Origin of the sequence: Streptomyces sp. NBC_00207 (assembly GCF_045160965.1) — a bacterium.
GTDB lineage: Bacteria > Actinomycetota > Actinomycetes > Streptomycetales > Streptomycetaceae > Streptomyces.
The window spans coordinates 993,264-1,015,061 of sequence record NZ_CP130715.1; the positions used below are offsets into that span (position 1 = coordinate 993,264).

Sequence of the window (21,798 nt, forward strand, 5' to 3'; positions counted from 1 at the left end):
GCTCGGTGGGCAGGTGTGCGGGGGTGCCCGGCTGCCCGGTGGGCAGGTGTGCGCGGTGCGCAGGGGGTCCGGTGCGCAGGGGCTCCGGTGCTCAGTCCGTCGCGGCGAAGACGAGTTCGCCGTCGAGGTAGGTCCGGAGCACCCGGGTGTCGGCGATCTCCTCGCTGGGGTGGGCGAAGGGATCCCGGTCGAGGACGACGAGGTCCGCGTACTTGCCCGCCTCGACGGTTCCGGTGACCTCGTCGAGGTGGTTCACCCATGCGCTGCCCGCGGTGTAGGCGGTCAGTGCCTGGGAGAGGGTCAGTGCCTGCTCCGGGAAGAAGGGAGCCAGGGGTTCGAAGGTCCCGGACGCGTGGGGGGCCTCGTCGGGGACGGCGCGGTTGACGGCGACGTGGATGCCCCACAGCGGGTTGGGGCTGCTCACCGACCAGTCGCTGCCGGCGACGAGGCGGGCGCCGGCCCGCTGCAGGTCCCCGAAGGGGTACTGGAGGGCGGCCCGTTCGGGTCCCAGGAAGGGGATGGTCAGCTCGTCCATCTGCGGCTCGTGGGCGGCCCACAGCGCCTGGATGTTCGCGGCCGCTCCCAGGCTCGCGAAGCGTCCGATGTCGTCGGGGTGGACGATCTGCAGGTGGGCGAGGTGGTGGCGGTTGTCGTTGGGGCCGTTGGCCGCCCGGGCCGCGGCGAGTGCGTCGAGCACCTCGCGCACGGCGCGGTCCCCGAGTGCGTGGAAGTGGACCTGGAAGCCGGAGCGGTCGAGCCGGGACACCGCCTCGGTGAGCAGTTCCGGTTCGATGAAGCTCAGTCCGGAGTTCGCGGTGGCGCAGCCGCAGCCGTCGAGGTAGGGCTCCAGCAGTCCGGCCGTGAAGTTCTCGGCGATGCCGTCCTGCATGATCTTGATGCTGGTGGCGTTGAAGCGGCCGACCTGTCCGGTGCGGCGGCGCTCCTCCAGTTCGGGTATCTGCTCCAGGCCGCGCTCGCGGTCCCACCACAGGGCGCCGACGACGCGTGCGCGCAGGGAGCCCTCGCGGGCCGCCCGCAGGTAGACCCCGTAGTTGTCGGGGTTGCCGGGGAACGCGCCGATCATGGCGTCCTGCCAGCTGGTCACGCCGAGGGAGAAGAGGTGCTCCTGCGCGGCGAGGAGGCCGGCGTGCGCCTCCTCTGGCGTCGCGATGGGCACGTGGCGGGCCACCAGGTCCATGGCGCCCTCCTGGAGGGTGCCGGCCGGGGTTCCGTCGGCGTCCCGCTCGATCCGGCCGTCCACCGGGTCGGGAGTGGTGCGGTCGACGCCCGAGAGTGCGAGGGCGCGGGTGTTGACCCAGGCGCCGTGGCCGTCCCGGTTGGTGAGCATGACGGGCCGGTCCGGCACCACCGCGTCGAGCATGGCGCGCGTCGGCGTGCCCCCGGGGAAGACGTCCATGGACCAGCCGCCGCCGCGGATCCAGGCCGCTTCGGGGTGCTCCTCGGCGTACGCGGCCACCACCGCCAGGTAGCCGTCGATCGACCGTTCCTCGCTGAGGTCGCAGCTCAGCATCTGTACGCCGGCCACCGCCGGGTGCACGTGGGCGTCCTGGAACCCCGGTACGAGCAGTCCGCCCGCGAGGTCGACCACCTCGGTGTCCGCGTCCGCGAGGGAGCGCACGGTGGCGTCGTCGGCGACGGCGAGGATCCGTCCGCCCCCGATGGCGACCGCGGCATCGACCGGGGCCGGCCCGGTCGCGGTGAAGACCTTCCCGCCCACGAATACGGTGTCGGCCCGCTGCCTGTTGTTGGACATCGACGCATCCTCCGGCTCGGCGGGCAGACCCGCACGGCTTGTTTGTTGAGGAGGAGTGAACGGGAGCGCAACATTGTTGTCAACGGTGTTGCGCCGCCTCCGTTCCACATCGTTACACTGGCCCCACCATGCCGAAGTCATCCGACGCACCCGCCCGGTCCAAGCGCGCGGGCAGCCAGCTCACACCTGACGCCATCATCGAAGCGAGCCTGCGCATCGCGGCCCGCGGGAGTGAGGACGCCTTCACCGTCCGACGCCTCGGCGAGGAGCTCGGCGCCGACCCGACCGCGATCTACCGGCACTTCCGCGACAAGGACGAGCTGCTGCTGTCCGTCGCCGACCGCACGCTCGGCGAGGTGCTCGACAGCATCCCCGAGGGGCTCGACTGGAAGGGCCGGCTGCGGGCGCTCGCCGACGGCTCACTGGAGGTGGCGCTGAAGTACCCGGTGGTCGGTTCGACCATGGCCAGCCGGACCACCCGGCGGCCCAACGAGTTCCGGGTGGTCGAGCTCATCCTCGGCGCCGTCATGGAGGCCGGGCTCGACGGGGCCGAGGCGGCCGTCCACTACCGCATGGTCGGCGACTCGCTCCTCGCGTACGTCGGCCAGCGCGCCGCCTACCTGCTGTTCGACCCGGACATCCGGGCGGCCGACGAGTCCTCCTGGAGCCGCGAGTACCGCTTGGTCGACGCGGAGGGATTCCCGAACATCACCCGGCTGAGCACGCAGCTCGCCGAGGTGACGGACGAGCAGATCTTCCTCGCCAGGGTGGAGGCGCTGATCACGGCGATCGAGAAGCGCGTGGAGGAGCTCCGCGCGACGTAGGACCTGCCGGGCGGCGTGGGCGCGGTCAGCCGGTGCAGCCCGGGACGGCGCCGGCCGGGCTGCAGTTGTTCGGCCGGTTGTCGCGGACGACGTCACCGTTCAGGGTGAGGGTTCCGGACGCCTTGAAGATGCCGCCGCCGTCGCCCGCCCGGTTGTGGGTGATCGTGTTCTCCTCCAGCGTGGTGGTGCCCGATCCGGCGGACCCCCCGGCGGCGTAGAGGCCGCCGCCCTGAGCCGTGCCGTCCTTCGCGGTGACCGTGTTGCGCAGGACCTTGTTGCGCCTGGCCCTCAGGGTGCCGCCGTCGGGGTTGTCGAGGCCGCCGCCCTGAGCGGTGCCGTTCGGCGCGTCGGCGGTGTTGCCGGTGATGCGGCTGTCGGTCAGGTCCAGCGTGCCGAAGGGGCCGAGCCGGACCCCGCCGCCGCGTGCGTTGCCGTCCCGGGCCACTGCGCGGTTGCCGCTGATCTCCACCTTGGTCACCGTCATCAGGGCGTTGTTCGCGATGGCCCCGCCCTGGGCGAAGCCGTGCGGGGCGTCGGAGGTGTTGTGCGTGATGGCACCGCCGGTCACTCTCATCCTGCCGGGCTCGGGGATGCCGTTGGCGACGGCTCCGCGGGCGAACCCGTTCGGGGCGAAGGACCGGTTCCCGCTGACGGTGGTGTTTTTGATGGTTGTCTCGGCGAAGCTGATGATGCCGGCCCCGAAGGCGAAGCTCTCCTTGGCCTTCGTCACGGAGGCGGTGTTCCCGGTGAGCCGGGAGTGGGTGACCTTGAGCGGGCCGTCGTTCGCGATGCCGGCGCCCGCGGCGACGCCGCCGGCCTCGCTGCCGCTGTAGATGACGCGGTTCCCGCTGACCTCGGTCTCGCTCACGCTCCCCGTGCCGGGGTTGTCGATGCCGCCGCCCTGTGCGTACACGTCGGCCCGGGACGTGTTGCCGGTGAACCTGCTGCGCGTCACCTTCATCGTTCCGGCATTGGAGATGCCGCCACCGCAGGCGAGTCCCGGAAAGCCGGGGAACGCGGGGCAGTCCGTGGCGAAGCCGCCGCTGATGGTCGTGCGGGTGAGCGTGAGGTTGCCCGTGTCACTGACGAAGAGGATCCGGAACCTCGGCACCTTGCCGGCGTGCCCGTCCCGCCGGATCGTGGCCCCGTGTCCCTCGATGGCGATCTCACTGGTGATCACCGGCAGCCCGTTGCCGGGGTTCTCGGGGTCGGGCGCCGTCAGCGTGTACGTGCACCGGTCCGCCAGCCGGAGCGTGTCCGGTCCGGGTGAGGCGTTCGCCTCGTTGATCGCCGCGACGAGGTCGGGCACCGAACAGCGGACCTGCACCGAGGCGGCGTGGGCGGCCGGGACGGGGACCGCCACCAGCGCGCCCGCCACCAGGCCGATGACGGCCGGGACATGCCGACGAGACATCCGAGACTCCTTCTGCGTGTATGACCGGCCGTCAGGGACCGCGAACCGGCCGGGCCCAGCCGACCATGTGCGACCGCTCTCGGCTCCCCCAGGTGATCCGTACGGGCGGGCTGACAGCCCGTACGGATCACAAGGACGCGCGAACGGACCAAGCCGCCGGACGCGGGGCCGGCCGCCTTGATCACTTCACCGGGAAAAGCCCTCGCCAGAAACTTCGCACGTATGTACTCTGAGCAGGCGTCAAACCTGATCACGTTCAAAAACAAAAAATGGGGGGGCCGGTGCGTAATCGCCGACTCATGCTGTCCACCGCCGCAATCGTCGCGGCCGGTGTCGGACTCGTCCCGGGTGTCGCCAACGCGACGGGCCAGGACGGAGCCAAAGGGACGGACCACCGGGGGGTGTCCGTTCCCGACCTCGATCTGAGCAAGATCGCGGCCAAGGCGTACAAGGAGGGGACCACCACCTCCAGCCCTGCTTCCAAGACGGTCCACCCGGCCGCCAAGGACGGCAAGCAGGCCGCGGGCGCCACCGCCGAGCCGACGGTCGCCCTGGAGGCCGGAGCCACCAGCGCGCACGGCGTGGAGCTGAAGCTCGCCGTCACCAGCGACCCGGGCACCGCGCTCGGCGTGCAGGTCGAGTGGGGCGACGGCAGCCAGATCCAGGTGGGTGCCAACGGCCCCACCAACCTGACCGAGAACCACGTGTACGCCAAGTCCGGCGTCTACACCGTCAAGGTCTCCCTGGTCGACGGCAGCGGCGTCCGCGGAACCAACCAGATCGTCGTGCAGACCGCGGGCAACGAGTTCACCCCGCACGCTCCGACCCGTCTGCTGGACACCCGTGCGGGCATCGGCGGGGCCGCGAAGAAGGTGCCCGCCTTCGGGACCGCCCGCATCAAGGTCGGCGGCGCCGCTCAGATCCCGGCCGGTGTGACCGCCGTGGCCCTGAACGTCACCGTCACCAACCCCTCGAAGGACGGACACGTCCGCGTGTACGCCGAGGGCGGCGAGGTGCCGACCACGTCGAACGTCAACTACACCCCGGGGCAGACCGTCCCGAACATGGTGATCGCGTCGGTCGGCCAGAACGGCTACGTGGACATCTACAACCACGGCGCGGGCGAGCTCGACCTCATCGCCGACGTCACCGGTTACTTCTCCAAGTCCGCCGCCAACGGCTACACCTCGCTCGAGCCGAGCCGTATCGTCGACACCCGCGAGGGCCTCGGCACCAGCCAGGGCAAGGTCGCGGGCTACGGAACCTTCAACACCCCGGTGCGCGGCCGCGCGGGCGTCCCGGCGACCGCCACGGCCGTCGCGCTCAACGTGACCGTCCACGAGCCCAACATGGAAGGCCACCTGACCGTCTACCCCGGCGGCCCGGCGCCGACCTCGTCGAACCTGAACTTCGGCCAGGGCCAGACCATCGCCAACTCGGTCATCGTCCCGATCGGCCCCGACGGCAAGATCAGCTTCCGCAACGGTGCCGGCGCCGGCACCCACGTGATCGTCGACGTCGTGGGCTACTACAGCCCCGAGAGCCCGAGCGCGCTGATCCGCACCGCCCCGAGCCGCTGGTTCGACACCCGCGAGTGGGGCAACCCGCTCGATGGCCGCTCCTACATCTACGGCCGGGTCATGGGCGGAGACACGAACGTCACCGCGCTCGTCACCAACGCCACCGTCACCAACCCCGAGGGCACCGGCTTCCTGACGGTCTCCCCGGACCCCAACTCGTGGGCCGCCTACGAGGGCGGCTGGGAGACCTGGCCGACCCCGCCGAACTCCTCCAACCTCAACTGGACCTACCGCAAGACCGTCCCGAACCTGGTCCAGGCGAGCTCCGGCGTCAACAACGTGATCGACTTCTGGAACATGGGCTACCAGTCCACGGACCTGCTCGTCGACACCTTCGGCTTCTACGCCAAGAACTGACGCCCGGCCCACCGGCAGTAGCTGCCGGCTGAACCGCCGGCACGGCGCCCCGGGAGCGGACCCCAGTGGTCCCGCTCCCGGGGCGCCGTGCGTCGTTTCCGGCCCGGTCCCGGCCCCGCATCACTTCGACGGGGTCAGCCGCTCCCACAGGAAGGTGTGGACGAGAGCCTCGTTGAAGGCGGTCTGCCGGTGGTCGGTGGCGCCCGCGTGGCCGCCGCCGAGGTGCTCGTGGAAGAGCACCGGATGCCCGGACTCGCGCAGCCGGGCGGCCATCTTGCGGGCGTGGCCCGGGTGAACGCGGTCGTCGCGGGTGGAGGTGAGCAGGAGCAGCGGCGGGTACGCGGGCCCGTCCGCCCGGACCTGGTGGTACGGGGAGATCCGCTCCAGGTGGGGACGGTCGGCCGGGCTGTCGGGATCCCCGTACTCGGCGATCCAGCTGGCGCCGGCGAGCAGCTTGTGGAAGCGGAGCATGTCCAGCAGGGGCACGTGGGCGACGACCGCGCCGAACAGTTCCGGGTTCCGGGTGAGCATCGCGCCCATCAGCAGTCCGCCGTTGCTGCCTCCCTCGATGCCCAGCTGGGCGGGGGTGGTGATGCCCCGGGCGGTGAGGTCCCGGGCGACGGCGGCGAAGTCCTCGTACGCCCGGACCCGGTTCGCGCCGAGGGCCGCCCGGTGCCAGTCCGGCCCGTACTCGTGCCCGCCCCGGATGCCGGCGACGACGTAGGTACCGCCGCGCGCGAGCCAGGCCCGTCCGGTGAGCGCGCTGTACTGCGGGACCATGGAGATCTCGAAGCCGCCGTACCCGTAGAGCAGGGTGGGGCCCGGGCCGGGGCGGTCCTCGGGTCCGACGACGAAGTACGGGACCCGCGTGCCGTCCGCGGAGGTCGCGAAGTACTGGCTCACGGCGAGGCCGGCGGTGTCGAAGAGCGCCGGGCCCTGCTTGACGCTCTCGCCGTCGCCGCCGGCCGTGCCCCGGTAGAGGGTGGACGGCTGGAGGAAGCCGGAGACGTGGTGGAAGTACTCGTCGCTCACGTCCGGGTCGGTGCAGGTGACCGAGGCGGTGGACAGCGGGGGTACGCCCGGCAGGGGTGCGCGCCGCCAGCCGCCGGGCTCCGGGGTGAGGAGCTCCATCCGGGAGGAGACGTCGGCGCGGGTGCTGAGGATGAGGTGGTTGCGGGTCCAGCTGTATCCGGCGAGCGCGGTCCGCTCGTCCGGGGTGAACAGCACCTCGGCCTCCCGCTCCCCCGCCCGGAAGGCGTCGAAGTCGAAGGCGAGCAGGCTGCCCGCGGGGTGGCCGAGCCACGGCGTCTTGGGGGTGACGGTCAGCCACTGCCGGTGGACGGAGGCGCCCGCGTCGTCCGGTACGTCGATCTTCACCGGCGGGCCGGCGGGGTCTTCCGGAAGGAGGAGGAGTTCCTTGTTCCAGAAGTCGATCTGCCGGTGGACGAAGTCCCGTTCGAAGCCGGGGGTGTCGTCGTGCCATCCGCTCGCGGACAGGTCCGTGGGCCGGCCCTCGTAGACCAGCTCCGCGTCTTCGAGCGGGGTGCCGCGCCGCCAGCGGCGCACCTGGAGCGGGTATCCGGACGCGGACATCGAGCCGGGGCCGAAGTCGGTCCCGATCCAGATCCGGTCGTGGTCGATCCATCCGATCCGGGTCTTGGCCTCCTCGACCGTGAACCCGTCCTCGACGAATTCCAGGGTCTCCAGGTCGAACTCGCGCACGACGCAGGCGTCGGCGCCGTCCCGCGACAGCATGACCAGGGCGTGCCGGTGTCCGGGGGCCAGGACGGTGCTTCCCGCCCAGGCCCACTTCTCCTCCTCGGCCCCGGCCAGTGCGTCCAGGTCCAGGACCACCTCCCAGGCCGGCCGGTCCGTGCGGTACTCCTCGAGCGTGGTCCGCCGCCACAGCCCGCGTACGTGGTCGGCGTCCTGCCAGAAGTTGTAGAGGTGGCGGCCCCGGCGGACGACGTACGGGATCCGGCCGTCGTCGTCCAGCACCTCGCGCATCTCCTGCTCGAGCACCTTGAACCCGGGGGCGCCGGTCAGCGCCTCAACGGTCTCGGCGTTGCGCTCCCGGACCCAGTCGAGGGCGGCCTCGCCGGATACGTCTTCCAACCAGAGGTAGGGGTCTTCATCGCTCATCAGGCGATTGTGCAGGAAGACGGGCCGTGCGCAGGGCCGAGTGCACCGACCAGACCACCGAGACCAGCGGGACCGCGACCACCGCGCCGACCACTCCGGCCGCGATGGCCCCCGCGACCACCGAGATCGCCACCACCAGCGGGTGCAGCTGCACCGCCCGGCTCATCACCAGCGGGTGCAGCAGATGGCCCTCGATCTGGCCGATGACCACGATCAGCGCCACCACGATCCCCGCCACGAGAGGCCCCTTCGCGGCCAGCGCGACCACGGCGGCGATCGCCAGCGCGACCGGCGACCCGATGAGGGGGATGAAGGCCGCGAAGAACTCCAGCACCGCCAGCGGAACGGCCAGCGGGACCCCGAGGAAGTACAGCGCCAACCCGACGAGGACGGCGTTCGTCGCCGCGACCAGCAGGATGCCGTGGGTGTAGCCGGTGAAGGTACGCCAGGCCGCCCGTCCGGCGATCGCCACCCGGTCGCGGGCCGGCTCGGGCAGCTGCGCGCAGAACCACGACCACTGCCGGTCGCCGCCGTGCAGGAAGAAGACCGAGCAGAAGACGGCGAGGGCGAGGACGGTCAGGACGTGGACCAGGCGCCCGGCTCCGCTGACCGCCTGGCTGAGAACCGTGGAGCGGTGGCTGGAGAGGTACGCGCCGATCCGGGCCTGGACGTCGGAGAGTGCTCGCGGGTTCAGCCGGAAGGGGGGCCGCTCCAGCCACGCCTCGATGCTGGCGAGCCCCTCGCGGAACTCCCGGGCCAAGGTCGTGCTCTCCCCCGCCACCGCCTCGCCGACCAGCGTCAGCACGCCCAGCAGCAGCAGCGTGCTGCCGACGAGGGCCACGGCGACGGCGAGCGTGCGGGGCAGGGCGTGCGCGATGCGCCGGGTGGGCGCCCAGAGCAGCGCCGAGACGACGAGGCCGAGGAAGAGGGCCACGGCGATCTCGTGGAACCGGCCCAGCACGGCGAAGACCGCGTAGACGGCGGCGCCGACGACCAGCAGACGCCAGGCGTACGACGCGGCCGTACGCAGGAAGGGTGACACCGGCGGCATGGTCCATGGGTGCCACCGCGGCCCGCCGATGCCACGCGCCGGGTCCCGGATTCGCCCGTCCGGGGCGGCGGGGAGGCGTCCGGGGAGTACCTACGGAGGCCTCGGGGTGGTCGGGTCCGGCGCCGGCGCCGGGAAAATGCGTTGCCCCGGCGGGGGCGCACGCCGACGATGGCATCTCGTGAGCACCTCCCGACTGACCGCCGTACTGCCCGATCTCGCACCGTGGCGGTCCAGCCGCGACTTCCGGCTGCTGTTCTACCAGGGGACGGTGACGTACTTCGGCTCGTTCATGGCGATGATCGCGCTGCCGCTCCAGATCAAGCACCTGACGGACTCGCCTCTGGCGGTCGGCGCGATGGGCGCGGTGGAGCTGGTTCCGCTGGTGGTCTTCGGGCTGTACGGGGGCGCCCTCGCCGACGCGGTCGACCGGCGGCGGATGATCCTGCTGACCGAGGCGGGGCTCGGGGTGCTGGCCCTGGTGCTCCTGGTGAACGCGCTGCTGCCGGATCCGCTGCTGTGGCCGCTGTACGTGGTCGCGGCCGGCGTGTCGGCCCTGGCCGGGCTCCAGCGGCCGGCCCTGGACTCGCTGATGGCGCGGATCGTGCCGCACGACCAGCTGACCGCGGCCGCCGCCCTCAACGGGCTGCGCTACCAGTTCGGCGCGATCGCCGGCCCCGCGGTGGCGGGTCTGGTCGTCGCCTACGCCGGGTACGCCTCGGCCTACTCCGTCACCGTCGTGGGCTTCCTCGTCTCCGTGCTGCTGTGTCTGCGGCTCAGTCCGGCGCCGCCCGTGCGGGGCGCCGAGCGTCCCTCGCTGCGCGGGATCGCCGAGGGCGCGCGGTACGCGTGGAGCCGGCCCGTGCTGCTGGGGACGTACGCCGTCGACCTGGCGGCGATGTTCTTCGCCTTCCCGAACGCGATCTTCCCCTTCCTCGCGGACGAGCTGGACGCGGTGTGGGCGCTGGGTCTGATGTACGCGGCGGGGGCGGTGGGCTCCCTGGTACTGGGGCTGACCAGCGGCTGGGTGTCCCGGATACGTCGGCACGGGCTGCTGGTGGTGGCCGGGGCTACGGTCTGGGGGCTGGCGATCGCGGCGGCCGGCGCATCCGGAGGGATCTGGATCGTGCTGCTGTGCCTCGCGGTGGCGGGCGCCGGCGACATGCTGAGCGGGCTGGGGCGCGCCACGATCTGGAACCAGACGATCCCCGAGGAGCTGCGGGGCCGGCTCGCGGGCATCGAGGTGCTCTCGTACAGCGTGGGCCCGCAGCTGGGCCAGGTCCGGGCGGGCACGATGGCCGGATGGACCGGTACCCGCTCGGCCTTCTGGAGCGGCGGTCTGGCCTGCGTGGCATCGGTGGCGGTGCTCGCCGCGCTGCTGCCGAAGCTGATCTCCTACGACGCCGACACCGACGAGGACGCACTGCGCCGCCGGGCGGCCCGGGCGGCGGAGCCGAGCGGCGCGGTGGCCTGACGCCCGCCCGTGCTCAGTTCTCCTTCTCGGCGAGGATCCGGTCGGCCGCGTAGTGCGGGCAGTTGGTGGCGTGCCAGGTCACCGAGAGCGAACAGGGTCCGGTCCGCAGGGTCCGCACCGCGCCGTCGGCGGCGGTGGCCTTGCAGAAGGGACACACGACGGTCTCCGGGCGCAGTAGATCGAACATGCCGTGTCCTTCCCGCAGCTTTCTCACACCGGACCAGTCCAGAACTATCAAATCCGGCGCCATTCGGCCCCAGTACCCACAAGTACGGATGGATATTGGATGCCGTGGCCCAGCGGGAAGAGCGGTGGGACGGCCACCGGGAGACGTCCCCGGGCGGCGGCCGCGCCGGCGATGACCCGGGCTGCGGACCGGAGTTCGGGGTCGGTCCACGAGTAAGTGGCCACGCTCGCCGTCACGTCGGGAAGATGGACGACGTCGTAAGGGTTGCGCAGGGCCACCGCGATGACGGGGACGCCTGTCGCGGTGAGACGGTCGACCAGGGCGCACTGGGCGCTCCGCACACCGAGGTTGTACGTGCACACCAGCACGGCGTCGTGGCCCCGGGCGGCGGCCGCGGCACGTGCGGTGTCCCCGGGGGTGGGGGCGAGCCCGGTGGGCGCGGCGCTCGCGGTGAAGCCGAGCCGTACGAGGGCCTCGGCGAGCACCGTGGTGGGCGGGACGGCGCTGCCCGTCGGGGAGGCCGGATCGGCGCCGGTGACCAGCAGGCGCGGGCGGGTGGCGGGTGAGAGCGGGAGCAGGCCGGACCGGTTGGTGAGCACGGTCGTGGTGCGTTCGGCGATCCGGTCCGCTTCCCCCAGGTGCGCGGGGTTCCCGACGACCGCGCCGACGGCCGCGCCGGTGCCCGCGCCGAGACCTCGGGCGGTTTCGAAAAGGCCGAGCGCCTGCTTGAGCCGCAGGATGCGCAGGACGGACCGGTCGATGCGCTCCTCGCCGAGTTCGCCGGCGCGGACGGCCCGGAGGACGGCCTGGTGGGCGCGGGGCAGGCTGGGCGGGTTGAGGAGCTGGTCGCAGCCGGCCCGCAGCGCGCGGACGGGGATCTCCTCGTCACGGTACTTCCTGCGTACGCCGGCCATGCCGAGGGAGTCGGTGACGATCACCCCGCGGTGGCCCAGGCGTTCGCGCAGCAGGCCGGTGACGACCCGCTGGGACAGGGTGGCCGGGTCGCCGGAGGGGTCGAGGGCGGGGACGACGATGTGGGCGGTCATGACGGAGCCGACGCCGGCGGCGACGGCCGCCGCGAACGGGGGTTCGTCGAGGGCTTCCCACTGGGCGCGGGTGCGGTCCAGGACGGGCAGGCCGGTGTGGCTGTCCTCGGCGGTGTCGCCGTGGCCGGGGAAGTGCTTGGCGGTCGCCGCGACGCCGGCGTCCCGCAAGCCGCGGATCTGGGCGGCGACGAGCGCGGCGACGGCCTCGGGGTCGGACCCGAAGGAGCGCACGCCGATGACCGGGTTGGCGGGGTTGGTGTTGACGTCGGCGACGGGCGCGTAGTTCTGCCGGACGCCCATCGCGGCCAGTTCGGTGCCGGCGATCCGGGCGGCCGACCGGGCGTCCCCGGGCGCTCCCGCGGCTCCGAGTGCCATCGCGCCGGGCAGCAGGGCGGCCGGGTGTCCGATGCGGGCGACGGCGCCGTGCTCCTGGTCGGTGGAGATCAGCACCGGTACAGGAACGGGCTGCGCGAGCGCCGCCCGCTGGATGCCGGCGGAGAGGGCGGCGACCTGGAGCGGGTCGCGGATGTTGCGGGTCGAGGAGTAGTAGGCGATCCCGCCGACGTGGTACCGGGCGATCAGCTCGGCCGCGTCGGCGACGCCGTGCAGGCTCCGGTTGGCCCGTTGGTCCGCCGCGTCGGGGGCGGTGGCGCGGTGCCCGTGGATGCGTACGACGAAGAGCTGGCCGACCTTCTGGGCCAGGTCCATGGCATCGAGCAGGGCGTGCGGTCCGGCCGCGGGGTCGGCGACGGCTCCGGTGGCCTCCGCCATCGTCAGCGCCGCGCCCGTCACGGCCGCGGACAGGAACGCCCGGCGCGAAGTCGTCATGGAGCGGACGGTAGCCATCCGCTTCCCCGGATCCGGCCGCGACGCGCAGGCGCCCGTCGTGAACGGTGCGCGCCGCGTCGGTTACCGTCGCCTCGTGAAGCCGACACAGGGTGGCGCCCGGGCGCTGCCGGCCCCGCTGTCGGGGCCGCTGTTGGCCGCGATACTGGCCGCGGCGCTGCTGGTGGCATCGGCCGCGCCCCCGGCCCGGGCCCGGGACTTCGGAGGCGAGATCCCGGTGCGCGTGGTCTCGTACAACATCCACGCGGGCATCGGCTCCGATGGCGTCTTCGACCTGGACCGGCAGGCGGCCGTCCTGCGCGCCCTGCACGCCGACGTGATCGGACTGCAGGAGGTGGACGTCCGCTGGGGAGCCCGCAGCCGGTGGCTCGACACGGCGGTCGAGTTGGGCAGGCGCCTGGCGATGCACGTGTCGTTCGCCCCGATCTACCGCATCGGCAGCCGCGAGTTCGGCGTGGCCGTCCTGTCCGGACACCCCGTCCTGGCCGCGGAGAACCACAGGATCACCCGGCTCTCGACCCAGACCGCCCCGGACCCGGCACCCGCACCCCTGCCCGCTCCGGCTCCCGGCTTCGGCGAGGTCGTGCTGCGGGTGCGGGGCGCTCCGCTGCGCGTGTACGTCACCCACCTCGACCACCGCGGCGACCCCTCCGTGCGGACGGCGCAGGTCGCCGAGATGCGGCAGATCATGCGACGGGCCTGCGGGCCCAAGGTCCTCGTCGGGGACTTCAACGCACCGCCCTCGGCGCCCGAACTGGGCCCTCTGTGGCGCGACGTGAGGGATGCGGATCCCGGCGGATCGACCCACCCCGCCCGGAACCCGGTGAAGCGGATCGACTACGTGACCGTCTCGGCGGGAGTGCGCGTCCACGGAGCGCACGTCGACGGCACCCTCGCCTCCGACCACCGCCCGGTCGTCGCCGACCTGCGGCTGCGCCGCTGACTCCGGGCGGGAGGTTACTGGCGAGGAAACACCGCCTTTGGCTAGGGTGAGCGCCCTCGGCGATCCCTCCTTCGGATCTCAAGATCAAACACGGATCCGACGCGTCGATCGAAGGACGTTCCGCCACCCGGGACATGAATATGCACTGCAGAGCGACGCGGTTGTCGGCAAAACCGCCCGGCGTCGGCTCGGTGCGAGCCAGCCTGCCCTCGTCCTGTCACCCAGGGCCGGAGGGCGGCGGCCCTCTCATTCACCTACCTCCCGAAGGCAAGGCAGAGATGGCACGAATGCCCCGCCAGTCCCCCCGTCGACCGCACCCGCACGCACATCCGGTCGACGAGCTGCTCCCGGTCCCCCGACTCGCCCTGTACGGCTTCCAGCACGTCCTCGCGTTCTACGCGGCGGCGGTCATCGTTCCGGTCCTGCTCGGGAACGCCCTGGGCCTCTCCCGCGAGGAGCTCGTCCACCTCATCAACGCGGACCTCCTGACCTGCGGCGTGGCCTCGATCGTCCAGGCCCTCGGCGTCTGGAAGGTCGGCGCCCGGCTGCCCCTGGTCCAGGGCGTCACCTTCACCGCGGTCTCCCCGATGATCGCCATAGGCACGGGGGCGGGGGGCGGGACCGCCGGTCTCCTCGTCGTCTACGGGGCGGTGATCACGGCGGGCATCGCCACCTTCCTCTTTGCGCCGCTCTTCAGCAGGCTCGTGAAGTACTTCCCGCCGGTCGTCATCGGCACGATCCTCACCATCATCGGCATCACGCTCATCCCGGTGGCCCTGCAGGACGCCGCCGGCGGTGGGCACCTCATCGGCACCCCCGCGTACGGGGATCCGAAGAATCTCGCCTACGCGCTGGGGACCCTGCTCTTCATCATGACCATGGTCAGGATCGGCAAGCCGCTCCTGAGCAGCCTGGCCGTCCTGCTCGGGCTCATCGCCGGCACGGCGGTCGCCTGGCTCCTCGGCGACGCCGATTTCACGGTGGTGGGGCAGAGCGACTGGTTCGGCGTCACCACGCCCTTCCACTACGGCATGCCGCGGTTCGAGCTGCTCCCGATCGCCGCCATGCTCGTCGTCATGCTGATCACCATGGTGGAGACCACCGGGGACGTCTACGCGATCGGCGAGATCACCCGCAGGAAGGTCGACGCCGACACGGTCGCGCGGGCGCTGCGCGCCGACGGCGCGGCGACGGTGCTCGGCGGCGTCCTCAACTCGTTCCCGTACGTGGCGTTCGCCGAGAACATCGGGCTCGTGCGGATGTCCAGGGTGATGAGCCGGTACGTGGTCGTCGCGGCCGGCGTGTTCATGGTCGTACTGGGGCTGCTGCCGAAGGCGGGCAGCCTCGTCGCCTCGATCCCGCACCCGGTGCTGGGCGGGGCGGCGATCGCCATGTTCGGCATCGTCGCCGCGGTGGGCGTGCAGATCCTGGGGAAGGCCGACCTGCGCGAGGAGCGCAACACGCTGATCCTGGCGGCCAGTCTCGGCGCCGCCCTGATGCCGACCACGGTCGCCCCGTTCTTCGACCGGATGCCGGACGACCTCCGGGCGGTTCTGGACAGCGGGATCACACTGGGCGCCCTCACCGCCATCACGCTGAACCTGTTCTTCAACGTCTTCACGCGCCGCACCACGGCCGAGATCGACTGGGACGGCATCGGAGAAGAGGACGCGGCGGAACCGCAGTTCGGGGCCCGCCCCGCCCGCTGACGCGGGCACCGCGGGGCCGGGAGGGGTGCGAGGGGCACGAGGGGCGGGCAGCCCTTCCCGGCCCGCCGCCGCGCGGTCAGCGCCCGCCCAGCGGGAAAGGGGACGCCTCGCCCTCCTCCCCGATCAACTCCCAGAAGTGGTCGACGAGTCGGCGCAGGTAGGCGGCACGCTCCGTCGCGATCTCCTTGAGCCGGGCGTCGTCGTTGCGCGCGACCAGGTGTCCCATGTACCGCTCCGAGAAGCGCGAGAACTCCTGGTGCATCGTGCGCAGTGCGTCCCCCACGCTGGTCGCGTCCACCACGACGATCTCCGCCACCGGTTCCACGTACGTCTTCCAGCGCCCGGCGACGGCCGATCCCAGGAGCTCCGCCAGCTCGTCCACCCGGCCCATGATCCCGATGAGCTTGCGCAGGGACAGGCCCAGGGCCTCCACGAGCGCCCTGGTCTGCCAGTCGTCGCCGCGCCAGTGCTGTGCCGCTTCGGCCTCGCGGTATTCGGTCGGGTCCATGCCTATGCGGTACGCCAGCCGCTCCACGGTGAGCCGGCGGGCCAGCCGGTGCTCGGCGAGGGTGCGCGGCTCGATGCCCATCAGTGTCGTCGCGTCGCACCACAGGACGTCGGCCAGGGCGAAGAGTTGCCGGTCGGTGGGGACCTCGAAGCCCTGCTCCCAGGCCAGGACCAGCTGGGGGTGGACGGGTGTGCCGCAGGTCGCCATGAAGTGGGCCACCTGGGTCGGGGACAGGCCCATGCGGGCTCGTGCGGATCTGGCCTCGATCGGGGAGAACGGAGTGCTGTGCACGGACGCGACACCTCGCAGCATCCTCGGACGCGAGGCGTGCGAGGGGAGGACGGATCGATGGATGAACACCAAGCGCGGGCACACTAACAGATGTTCAGCTGATGTTCAGCGGGGTGCAACCGTCCATCTCCCTGCGATTCAAAGGCTATTCGGCCCCTCCGGGTTCGAAGTTGGCAAGCATCTGCTCCAGCGCTGCCTGGTCCGGCCCCGAGAACGGATCGAGGCCGGGCAGCGCGGCAAGGGTGTCGACGAACTGCGCGGTCTGGCCCACCGCCGGCGGCAGGTGTGTGCACAGGATGGTCTGCGGGTCCATCGCCCGCAGCGGCTCCACGGTGGACAGGAACCGGTCCGGATCCACCACTTGGACCCACGGGCTGTCCACGCTCGCCCAGAGCCGCTGGGACGCCCTCAGGTCCTCGGCCGGCAGCGCCCCGACGTCGGTACTCAGCGCGACGTCCGCGGAGGGCATCGGACCGCCGAAGCAGTCGGAGCTGAAGCAGGTCCGCGAACGGTCCTCGTAGAAGCCGACGGTGGCCGGGTTGTCGAACAGCGGCGGCCGGAACGCGTGCAGCGTCCGGTCGCCCACGTCCAGGGTCTGGCCCGGATTGAGGAAGTACAGCCGGTCCATCGGCAGCGGCCGCTCGGTGGACATGATCCCGGCGGCCAGGAACGTGGTGACCACCCGGGCCCGGGGAGCGGCTTCGAGCAGCGCGAAGAGGCCGCCCGTGTGGTCGCGGTCGGGGTGGGTCAGCCAGATCCACCGCACGTCGGCGGGGTCGAGCACCGAACCCAGGGTCTCGACGAAGTCCCGGTCGGGCAGTCCGAGGCCGGTGTCGACGACCACCGGCTGCTCGGAGTGCAGGACGAAGGCGTTGACGGGGAGGAAGCCGATGCCCGGAACCTCCAGGCAGTCCGCGAGAACGGTGACGTCGGGTCCCAGCTTGTGTGTGCTCATGGCGGTCTCCACCCCCCTGCGCGGTTCGGGCTCTCCCTCCATCGTGGCGCCGCCGGGTTGCGACCGCGCGCGGGAGGCGGTGGCCGCCCGGGGGGCGGTGGCCGCCCGGGCGGCGGTGGCCGCGCCGGGGGGCGGTGGCCGCGCCGGGGGGCGGTGGCCGCGCCGGGTCGCCGTACTCAGTTCGCGCAGTCCGTGTCCCGGGCCGGACGCCTGCCGGTGGTCAGGAACTCCGTGACGGCCCGGTTGCCGCACGCGTTGCCGTTGCCGAGGTAGAGCCCGTGGCCGCCCTGCTCGACGGTGACCAGGCGGGCCCGGTCGCCCAGCGCCTCACGCATCTTCAGACCTCCGAAGAGCGGGGTCGCCGGATCCCGGCGGCTCTGGAGCATGAGGACGTTGGACGGCCCGTCGTCGGTGATCCGGGTGGGCTTCTGCGCCGGGGCGTCCTTCCAGAAGGAGCAGGGCAGCACGTTCACCGGCATGCCGGCCGTGAGCGGGTGGCGGGCGCGGTCCGCGTCGACCGCGCGCTGGTACGAGGCCGTCGGCACGTCCGGCCACGCCACGTCGTTGCAGATGACGGCGACCATGAGGGCGGCGTCCGGGTCCGGGATGGGCTGGGCGAGCTCGCGCGGGAGGGCGGGCTTCTTCGCCGGGTCCCCGGCCTCCTTGACGAGCCGGGCGAAGGCGGCAAAGGCGGAGTCGCTGTAGAGGGCGTTCTGGAGGGCCTGGCGCAGGCCGTTGCCCGTCAGGGGCACGCCCGGGGTGGTCGATTCCCTCGGGGCCCGGTCCAGCACGGCCGCGAGTGAGACGACGAGCGGCTCGACCTCCTCCGGCCGCCCGGCCAGTCGCAGGCCGTCCCCGTCCCGGTCGGGGTGGGCGGCCCAGGCCGCGAAGTCGGGGAAGCGGTCCGCGGCGCCCTGCGACATGTTCGCCAGCCAGCCGCGGGCGACCCGCCTCGGGTCGGGGTCGCCGCTGCTGTCGAGGACCCAGCGGTCGGTGCGCTGCGGGTACTTCTGCGCGTACACGGCCCCCACGTAGGTCCCGTAGGAGGTGCCCCAGGCGGAGAGCTTGCGCTCGCCGAGCGCCTCGCGGAAGCGGTCCATGTCGCGGACCTGGTTGGCGGTGGTGAAGCTGCGCAGCTCGGGGCCGCCGTTTCGGGCGCAGGCCTCGGCGATGCGCCGGGAGCGGGCGACGTTCTCGGCGATCTCCCCGTTCGGGCCCGGCCAGGACCGCAGGCTGGTGAGGTACCGGTCCTCGGGGGCGAGGCCACAGGTCGCGGTGGTGCTGGCGCCCACACCGCGCGGGTCGAAGGCGACGAGGTCGTACGCGCCGCCGAGTTCCCGGCGGAGGGCGTCGCCCTTCTGCTTCAGGCGCTGTACGCCGGAGCCGCCCGGACCGCCGGGGAGCACGACGAGCGTGCCGCGCCGGGCCTCGGGGCGGTCGCTGCGGATGCGGGAGACGGCGACGGTGAGCTGCCGGCCGTCGGGGTCGTCGTAGTCGAGCGGGACGGGCAGCTCGGCGCACTCCTGGCCGGCGGGCACGTCCGGATCGGCGCAGGTGTGCCAACCGAGCTGCGGGGCGGCCGTCGTGGGCCGGGCGGCCGCCGGTGCGGCGGTCGCGGTGGTCAGACCGGCGGCGACGGAGGCCGCGGCGAGGGCGAGGAGCAGGGCCTTCTTCGGGTAAGTCGTCATGGCGCAAGCCTTGTTGACCTCGCCCTGGAACCCCATCCAGGAGGCCGGTCGCCTCCCGGTGGGGCTAACCCCCGTGCCGCCCGGCCGGGTTGCCGGATCAGGGCAGCGGGACTCCGCGGGCCGTGATCCAGAGCTCGTACCATTCCTCGTGCGTGAGGTCGGGCTCCCGTACGGCCGCGTCGCGGCAGGCGCGGATCCGGTCGGGGCGGGCGGTGCCGATGACGGGCGCGATCCCCGCGGGGTGCCGGATCAGCCACCAGAGCAGGACCGCCTCGGGCGTCGTGCCCTTGCGGCGGGCCAGGTCGGTCAGCAGGTCCGCGGTGGCCCGCTCGGCCGGCGTCTGCTGGCGGCCAGTGAAGCGGCCCTGCGCCAGCGCACCCCACGCCTGGAGGCGGATGCCGTGGTCGCGGCAGTGTTCCAGCGTGCCGGACGGGAAGCCGTTGGCCGCGGACCCGGGCGTGTTGACGAGCACCCCGGCCTCGACCCAGTCACGGCTGTGCAGGCTCATCTCCAGCTGGTTGGCGACCAGCGGGACGTCGAGACGCGCCTGGAGGTGGGCGATCTGCGCGGCGCCCATGTTGGACACGCCGAAGCGCCGTACGAGACCCTGCCGGTACAGGGACGTCAGCGCCGACGCAATGGAGTCCACGTCCGCCAGCGGATCGGGACGGTGCAGCAGGAGGACGTCGATCACGTCGGTGCGCAGCCGGGTCAGGCTCTCCTCCACCCGCCGCGTGATGCTCTCCCCGCGCAGGTCGTAGATCCCCGGGCGGTCCTCGCCGCCGAGGCGGATCCCGCACTTGGTCTGGAGCGTGATCCGCTCGCGCAGCCCCGGCGTGCGGGCGAGCACCTCGCCGAAGACGGCCTCGGCCTTCCCGTGCCGGTAGATGTCGGCGTGATCGAAGGTGGTGATCCCGCTGTCCAGGGCGGCGCGGACGGCCTCCTCGGCGGCATCGATGTCGCCGGGCCCGTACGCACCGGGCTCCCAGCTCCCGCCGAGGCCCATGCACCCGTACAGCACCCGTTCTTCGCCACTCATGCCCACAGCCTCGTTCGTCACCAGGCCACCCTAGGGGGTGTCCGACGTGGGCTTCGCGTCGCCCGATCGGCCGTACACTCGGGCCATGGGTCGCATGGGTTCGTCGAGGCAGTGCCTGCAGCAGGCCGTCTCCGGACTGCGCCAGGCCGCCGCCGGCCCCGCCGCCGCGGCCGACGTCGAGGCGCCCGAGACCCGTCGGGTCGCCCTGCACGGCCACGGCTAGCGCTCTACTCCTCCCGGCGCGCCGCTGCTCCACGCAGCGGTCGGGGCTCTCCTGCCGCGCCGGGCCGCCTCGTCGTCCTGCGCTCGCCGGACGGTCGACCGCCCCGCTCCACGTCACCACCGCAGCTTCCCGGCACGCCGCCGGCGCTGCCGCCTGGCTACGGCCGCACGCCCGGGCCGAGCCCCCTCGAAGGGATCATTGTGAAGCTGAGCGAGTTGCTGGCCGGGCAGGAGCACCACGTACTCCGGGGTGACCCGGAGACGACGTCGATCACCGCGGGAACGACGTTCGACGCGGATCGGGTGATGCCCGGCTCGCTGTTCATCGCCGTGCCCGGGCACCGGGAGGGCGGACCGGACGCCGTGTCGCCCGCACTCGCCCGCGGGGCGGCCGCGGTACTAGTCGACGGCAGGGAGCCGGCCCTTCCGGCGTCGGTGTGGCCGCCGGGTGCCTGCGCCGTACGGGTGCCCGACACCCGGACGGCGGCCGCGGTCGTGACCTCGCGGTACTTCGGCGAGCCCGGGCGGCAGATGGACATGGTGGCGATCACCGGTACGAACGGCAAGACGTCCGTGTCGTACATGGTCGAGTCCGCCCTGCGGATCTCCGAGGGCGCGAAGGTGGGGGTCATCGGGACCGCCGGCAGCCGCATCGGCGACGAGCTGATCCCGATGCCGCGTTCGGTGCTGACCACTCCGGAGTCGCCGGACCTGCAGTACCTACTGGGGTGCATGCGCGACCGCGGTGCCGGCAGCGTGGTGCTGGAGGCCACCTCGATGGCCCTGCTGACGCACCGGGTCGACCGCACCTTCATCGATGTCGGGGTCTTCACGAATCTGACGCAGGACCATCTGGACGACCACGGCACGATGGCGAACTACCGGGACGCCAAGCTCCGGCTGTTCCAGGGCCTGTGCCGGCACGCCGTGGTCAACGCCGACGATCCCGTGGGCGCCGGGATCCGGTCGATGATGCCCGGGGCGGTGACCACGTACGCGATCGACGCCCCGGCGGACTACCGGGCCACCGGTCTCGCCGTGAGTGCTTCCGGTACGCGGTTCACCCTCCACCACGGCGGGCGCGCGTATCCGGCGTCGATCCCCGTTCCGGGGAAGTTCTCGGTGGCCAACGCACTGGCCACCGTGGCGGCCTGTCACGTCCTGGGCCACGACCTGGGCGCCCTGGTCGACGCCCTCGACCGGATGCCTCCGGTACCGGGCCGGTTCGAACGCTTCCGGACCCCGCTCGGCACCTCGGTGATCGTGGACTACGCCCACTCGCCGGATTCCCTGGACAAGGTCCTGACCACCATCCGCGGCTTCGCGCGCGGCCGGGTCGTCACCGTCTTCGGCTGCGGCGGGGACCGCGACACCACCAAGCGCGCCGACATGGGGAGGATCGCCGGAATCCACTCCGACCTCTGTGTCCTCACCTCGGACAACCCCCGCAACGAAGACCCCGAGGCCATCCTCGACCAGGTCGCCCCGGGCCTCGTGGCGACCGGCACCCCCTTCGAGCGCTTCGCCGACCGCCGCCGGGCGATCGCATTCGCCCTGTCGGCCGCGGGTCCCGAGGACATCGTCCTGATCGCCGGAAAGGGCAGCGAGCCCTACCAGATCGTGGGCGAGGCGCTGCTCCCCTTCAGCGACATGTCCACGGTGCGCGAACTCTCCCCGGCCCAGGTCCCCGCCCGGCCCGCGCCGGCAGTCCCCGCGTAGGGCGTCGGGGCGCTGCGGAAGTCCTCCGCGGC

Annotated in this window: 17 protein-coding genes; 7 read left to right on the forward strand and 10 right to left on the reverse strand. The window is 72.6% G+C overall.

Annotated features, from left to right (window positions below; all coding sequences use genetic code 11):
• Positions 1-91: 91 nt before the first annotated feature.
• Complete coding sequence (locus OG472_RS05135; protein ID WP_401603097.1) at positions 92-1,774, reverse strand: amidohydrolase; 1,683 nt, start codon at positions 1,772-1,774, stop codon at positions 92-94.
• 128 nt (positions 1,775-1,902) lie between these two features.
• Between OG472_RS05135 and OG472_RS05140 the strand changes: the two genes are divergently transcribed.
• Positions 1,903-2,598, forward strand: coding sequence for a TetR/AcrR family transcriptional regulator (locus OG472_RS05140; protein WP_401603099.1), 696 nt, complete (start codon positions 1,903-1,905; stop codon positions 2,596-2,598).
• A 25-nt stretch (positions 2,599-2,623) separates the two neighbouring features.
• Here the strand turns inward: OG472_RS05140 and OG472_RS05145 are convergent, their stop codons facing one another.
• Positions 2,624-4,012, reverse strand: coding sequence for a hypothetical protein (locus tag OG472_RS05145; protein WP_405940999.1), 1,389 nt, complete (start codon positions 4,010-4,012; stop codon positions 2,624-2,626).
• 281 nt (positions 4,013-4,293) lie between these two features.
• Between OG472_RS05145 and OG472_RS05150 the strand changes: the two genes are divergently transcribed.
• Entirely contained in the window at positions 4,294-5,949 is a 1,656-nt protein-coding gene (locus tag OG472_RS05150; RefSeq protein ID WP_401603103.1) for a hypothetical protein, read from the forward strand.
• 120 nt (positions 5,950-6,069) lie between these two features.
• Here the strand turns inward: OG472_RS05150 and OG472_RS05155 are convergent, their stop codons facing one another.
• Both OG472_RS05155 and OG472_RS05160 read right to left on the reverse strand, forming a co-directional pair.
• On the reverse strand, positions 6,070-8,091 hold the full coding sequence (locus OG472_RS05155; protein ID WP_401603105.1) for a prolyl oligopeptidase family protein: 2,022 nt from the start codon (positions 8,089-8,091) through the stop codon (positions 6,070-6,072).
• Entirely contained in the window at positions 8,081-9,142 is a 1,062-nt protein-coding gene (locus tag OG472_RS05160) for an AI-2E family transporter (RefSeq protein ID WP_401603106.1), read from the reverse strand. The genes OG472_RS05155 and OG472_RS05160 overlap by 11 nt, the downstream gene beginning before the upstream one ends.
• Positions 9,143-9,320: 178 nt before the next feature.
• On the opposite strand from OG472_RS05160, the gene OG472_RS05165 reads away from it, so the two are divergent.
• The gene (locus tag OG472_RS05165) at positions 9,321-10,613 is read left to right on the forward strand and encodes an MFS transporter (protein WP_405941000.1); all 1,293 of its coding nucleotides are present in this window, start codon (positions 9,321-9,323) and stop codon (positions 10,611-10,613) included.
• A gap of 13 nt (positions 10,614-10,626) precedes the next feature.
• On the opposite strand, the gene OG472_RS05170 is transcribed toward OG472_RS05165, so the two are convergent.
• Positions 10,627-10,800 carry a hypothetical protein gene (locus OG472_RS05170; protein ID WP_319720980.1) on the reverse strand — a complete coding sequence of 58 codons (174 nt, stop codon included), beginning with the start codon at positions 10,798-10,800 and terminating at the stop codon, positions 10,627-10,629.
• Between the two features lie 47 nt (positions 10,801-10,847).
• On the reverse strand, positions 10,848-12,674 hold the full coding sequence (locus OG472_RS05175) for a glycoside hydrolase family 3 protein (RefSeq protein WP_405828111.1): 1,827 nt from the start codon (positions 12,672-12,674) through the stop codon (positions 10,848-10,850).
• A 148-nt stretch (positions 12,675-12,822) separates the two neighbouring features.
• Between OG472_RS05175 and OG472_RS05180 the strand changes: the two genes are divergently transcribed.
• Both OG472_RS05180 and OG472_RS05185 read left to right on the forward strand, forming a co-directional pair.
• On the forward strand, positions 12,823-13,635 hold the full coding sequence (locus OG472_RS05180) for an endonuclease/exonuclease/phosphatase family protein (protein ID WP_405943141.1): 813 nt from the start codon (positions 12,823-12,825) through the stop codon (positions 13,633-13,635).
• A gap of 278 nt (positions 13,636-13,913) precedes the next feature.
• Positions 13,914-15,344: a nucleobase:cation symporter-2 family protein gene (locus OG472_RS05185; protein ID WP_405941001.1), complete on the forward strand. Its 1,431-nt coding sequence runs from the start codon at positions 13,914-13,916 to the stop codon at positions 15,342-15,344.
• A gap of 76 nt (positions 15,345-15,420) precedes the next feature.
• Here the strand turns inward: OG472_RS05185 and OG472_RS05190 are convergent, their stop codons facing one another.
• The 4 genes from OG472_RS05190 to OG472_RS05205 all read right to left on the reverse strand — a co-directional run bounded on the left by OG472_RS05190 (position 15,421) and on the right by OG472_RS05205 (position 19,825).
• Entirely contained in the window at positions 15,421-16,143 is a 723-nt protein-coding gene (locus tag OG472_RS05190) for a transcriptional regulator (RefSeq protein WP_401603112.1), read from the reverse strand.
• Between the two features lie 145 nt (positions 16,144-16,288).
• Positions 16,289-17,098, reverse strand: a complete 810-nt coding sequence (locus OG472_RS05195; RefSeq protein WP_405941002.1) for an MBL fold metallo-hydrolase — start codon at positions 17,096-17,098, stop codon at positions 16,289-16,291.
• A 176-nt stretch (positions 17,099-17,274) separates the two neighbouring features.
• Positions 17,275-18,786 (reverse strand): alpha/beta hydrolase, encoded by a 1,512-nt coding sequence (locus OG472_RS05200; protein ID WP_405941003.1) that lies wholly within the window; start codon positions 18,784-18,786, stop codon positions 17,275-17,277.
• A 97-nt stretch (positions 18,787-18,883) separates the two neighbouring features.
• Complete coding sequence (locus tag OG472_RS05205) at positions 18,884-19,825, reverse strand: aldo/keto reductase family oxidoreductase (protein WP_401603118.1); 942 nt, start codon at positions 19,823-19,825, stop codon at positions 18,884-18,886.
• A gap of 85 nt (positions 19,826-19,910) precedes the next feature.
• Between OG472_RS05205 and OG472_RS05210 the strand changes: the two genes are divergently transcribed.
• Together OG472_RS05210 and OG472_RS05215 are read left to right on the forward strand one after the other, a co-directional pair.
• On the forward strand, positions 19,911-20,048 hold the full coding sequence (locus OG472_RS05210; protein ID WP_405941004.1) for a hypothetical protein: 138 nt from the start codon (positions 19,911-19,913) through the stop codon (positions 20,046-20,048).
• A 200-nt stretch (positions 20,049-20,248) separates the two neighbouring features.
• Positions 20,249-21,766 (forward strand): UDP-N-acetylmuramoyl-L-alanyl-D-glutamate--2,6-diaminopimelate ligase, encoded by a 1,518-nt coding sequence (locus OG472_RS05215; RefSeq protein ID WP_405941005.1) that lies wholly within the window; start codon positions 20,249-20,251, stop codon positions 21,764-21,766.
• The last annotated feature ends 32 nt before the right edge of the window (positions 21,767-21,798 follow it).

Excerpts from the sequence above, each read along its gene's own strand:
- OG472_RS05135 (WP_401603097.1), bottom strand. The coding sequence starts at position 1,774 with ATGTCCAACAACAGGCAGCGGGCCGACACCGTATTCGTGGGCGGGAAG.
- OG472_RS05140 (WP_401603099.1), top strand. The coding sequence starts at position 1,903 with ATGCCGAAGTCATCCGACGCACCCGCCCGGTCCAAGCGCGCGGGCAGC.
- OG472_RS05145 (WP_405940999.1), bottom strand. The coding sequence starts at position 4,012 with ATGTCTCGTCGGCATGTCCCGGCCGTCATCGGCCTGGTGGCGGGCGCG.
- OG472_RS05155 (WP_401603105.1), bottom strand. The coding sequence starts at position 8,091 with ATGAGCGATGAAGACCCCTACCTCTGGTTGGAAGACGTATCCGGCGAG.
- OG472_RS05160 (WP_401603106.1), bottom strand. The coding sequence starts at position 9,142 with ATGCCGCCGGTGTCACCCTTCCTGCGTACGGCCGCGTCGTACGCCTGG.
- OG472_RS05170 (WP_319720980.1), bottom strand. The coding sequence starts at position 10,800 with ATGTTCGATCTACTGCGCCCGGAGACCGTCGTGTGTCCCTTCTGCAAG.
- OG472_RS05175 (WP_405828111.1), bottom strand. The coding sequence starts at position 12,674 with ATGACGACTTCGCGCCGGGCGTTCCTGTCCGCGGCCGTGACGGGCGCG.
- OG472_RS05185 (WP_405941001.1), top strand. The coding sequence starts at position 13,914 with ATGGCACGAATGCCCCGCCAGTCCCCCCGTCGACCGCACCCGCACGCA.
- OG472_RS05195 (WP_405941002.1), bottom strand. The coding sequence starts at position 17,098 with ATGAGCACACACAAGCTGGGACCCGACGTCACCGTTCTCGCGGACTGC.
- OG472_RS05200 (WP_405941003.1), bottom strand. The coding sequence starts at position 18,786 with ATGACGACTTACCCGAAGAAGGCCCTGCTCCTCGCCCTCGCCGCGGCC.
- OG472_RS05205 (WP_401603118.1), bottom strand. The coding sequence starts at position 19,825 with ATGAGTGGCGAAGAACGGGTGCTGTACGGGTGCATGGGCCTCGGCGGG.
- OG472_RS05210 (WP_405941004.1), top strand. The coding sequence starts at position 19,911 with ATGGGTCGCATGGGTTCGTCGAGGCAGTGCCTGCAGCAGGCCGTCTCC.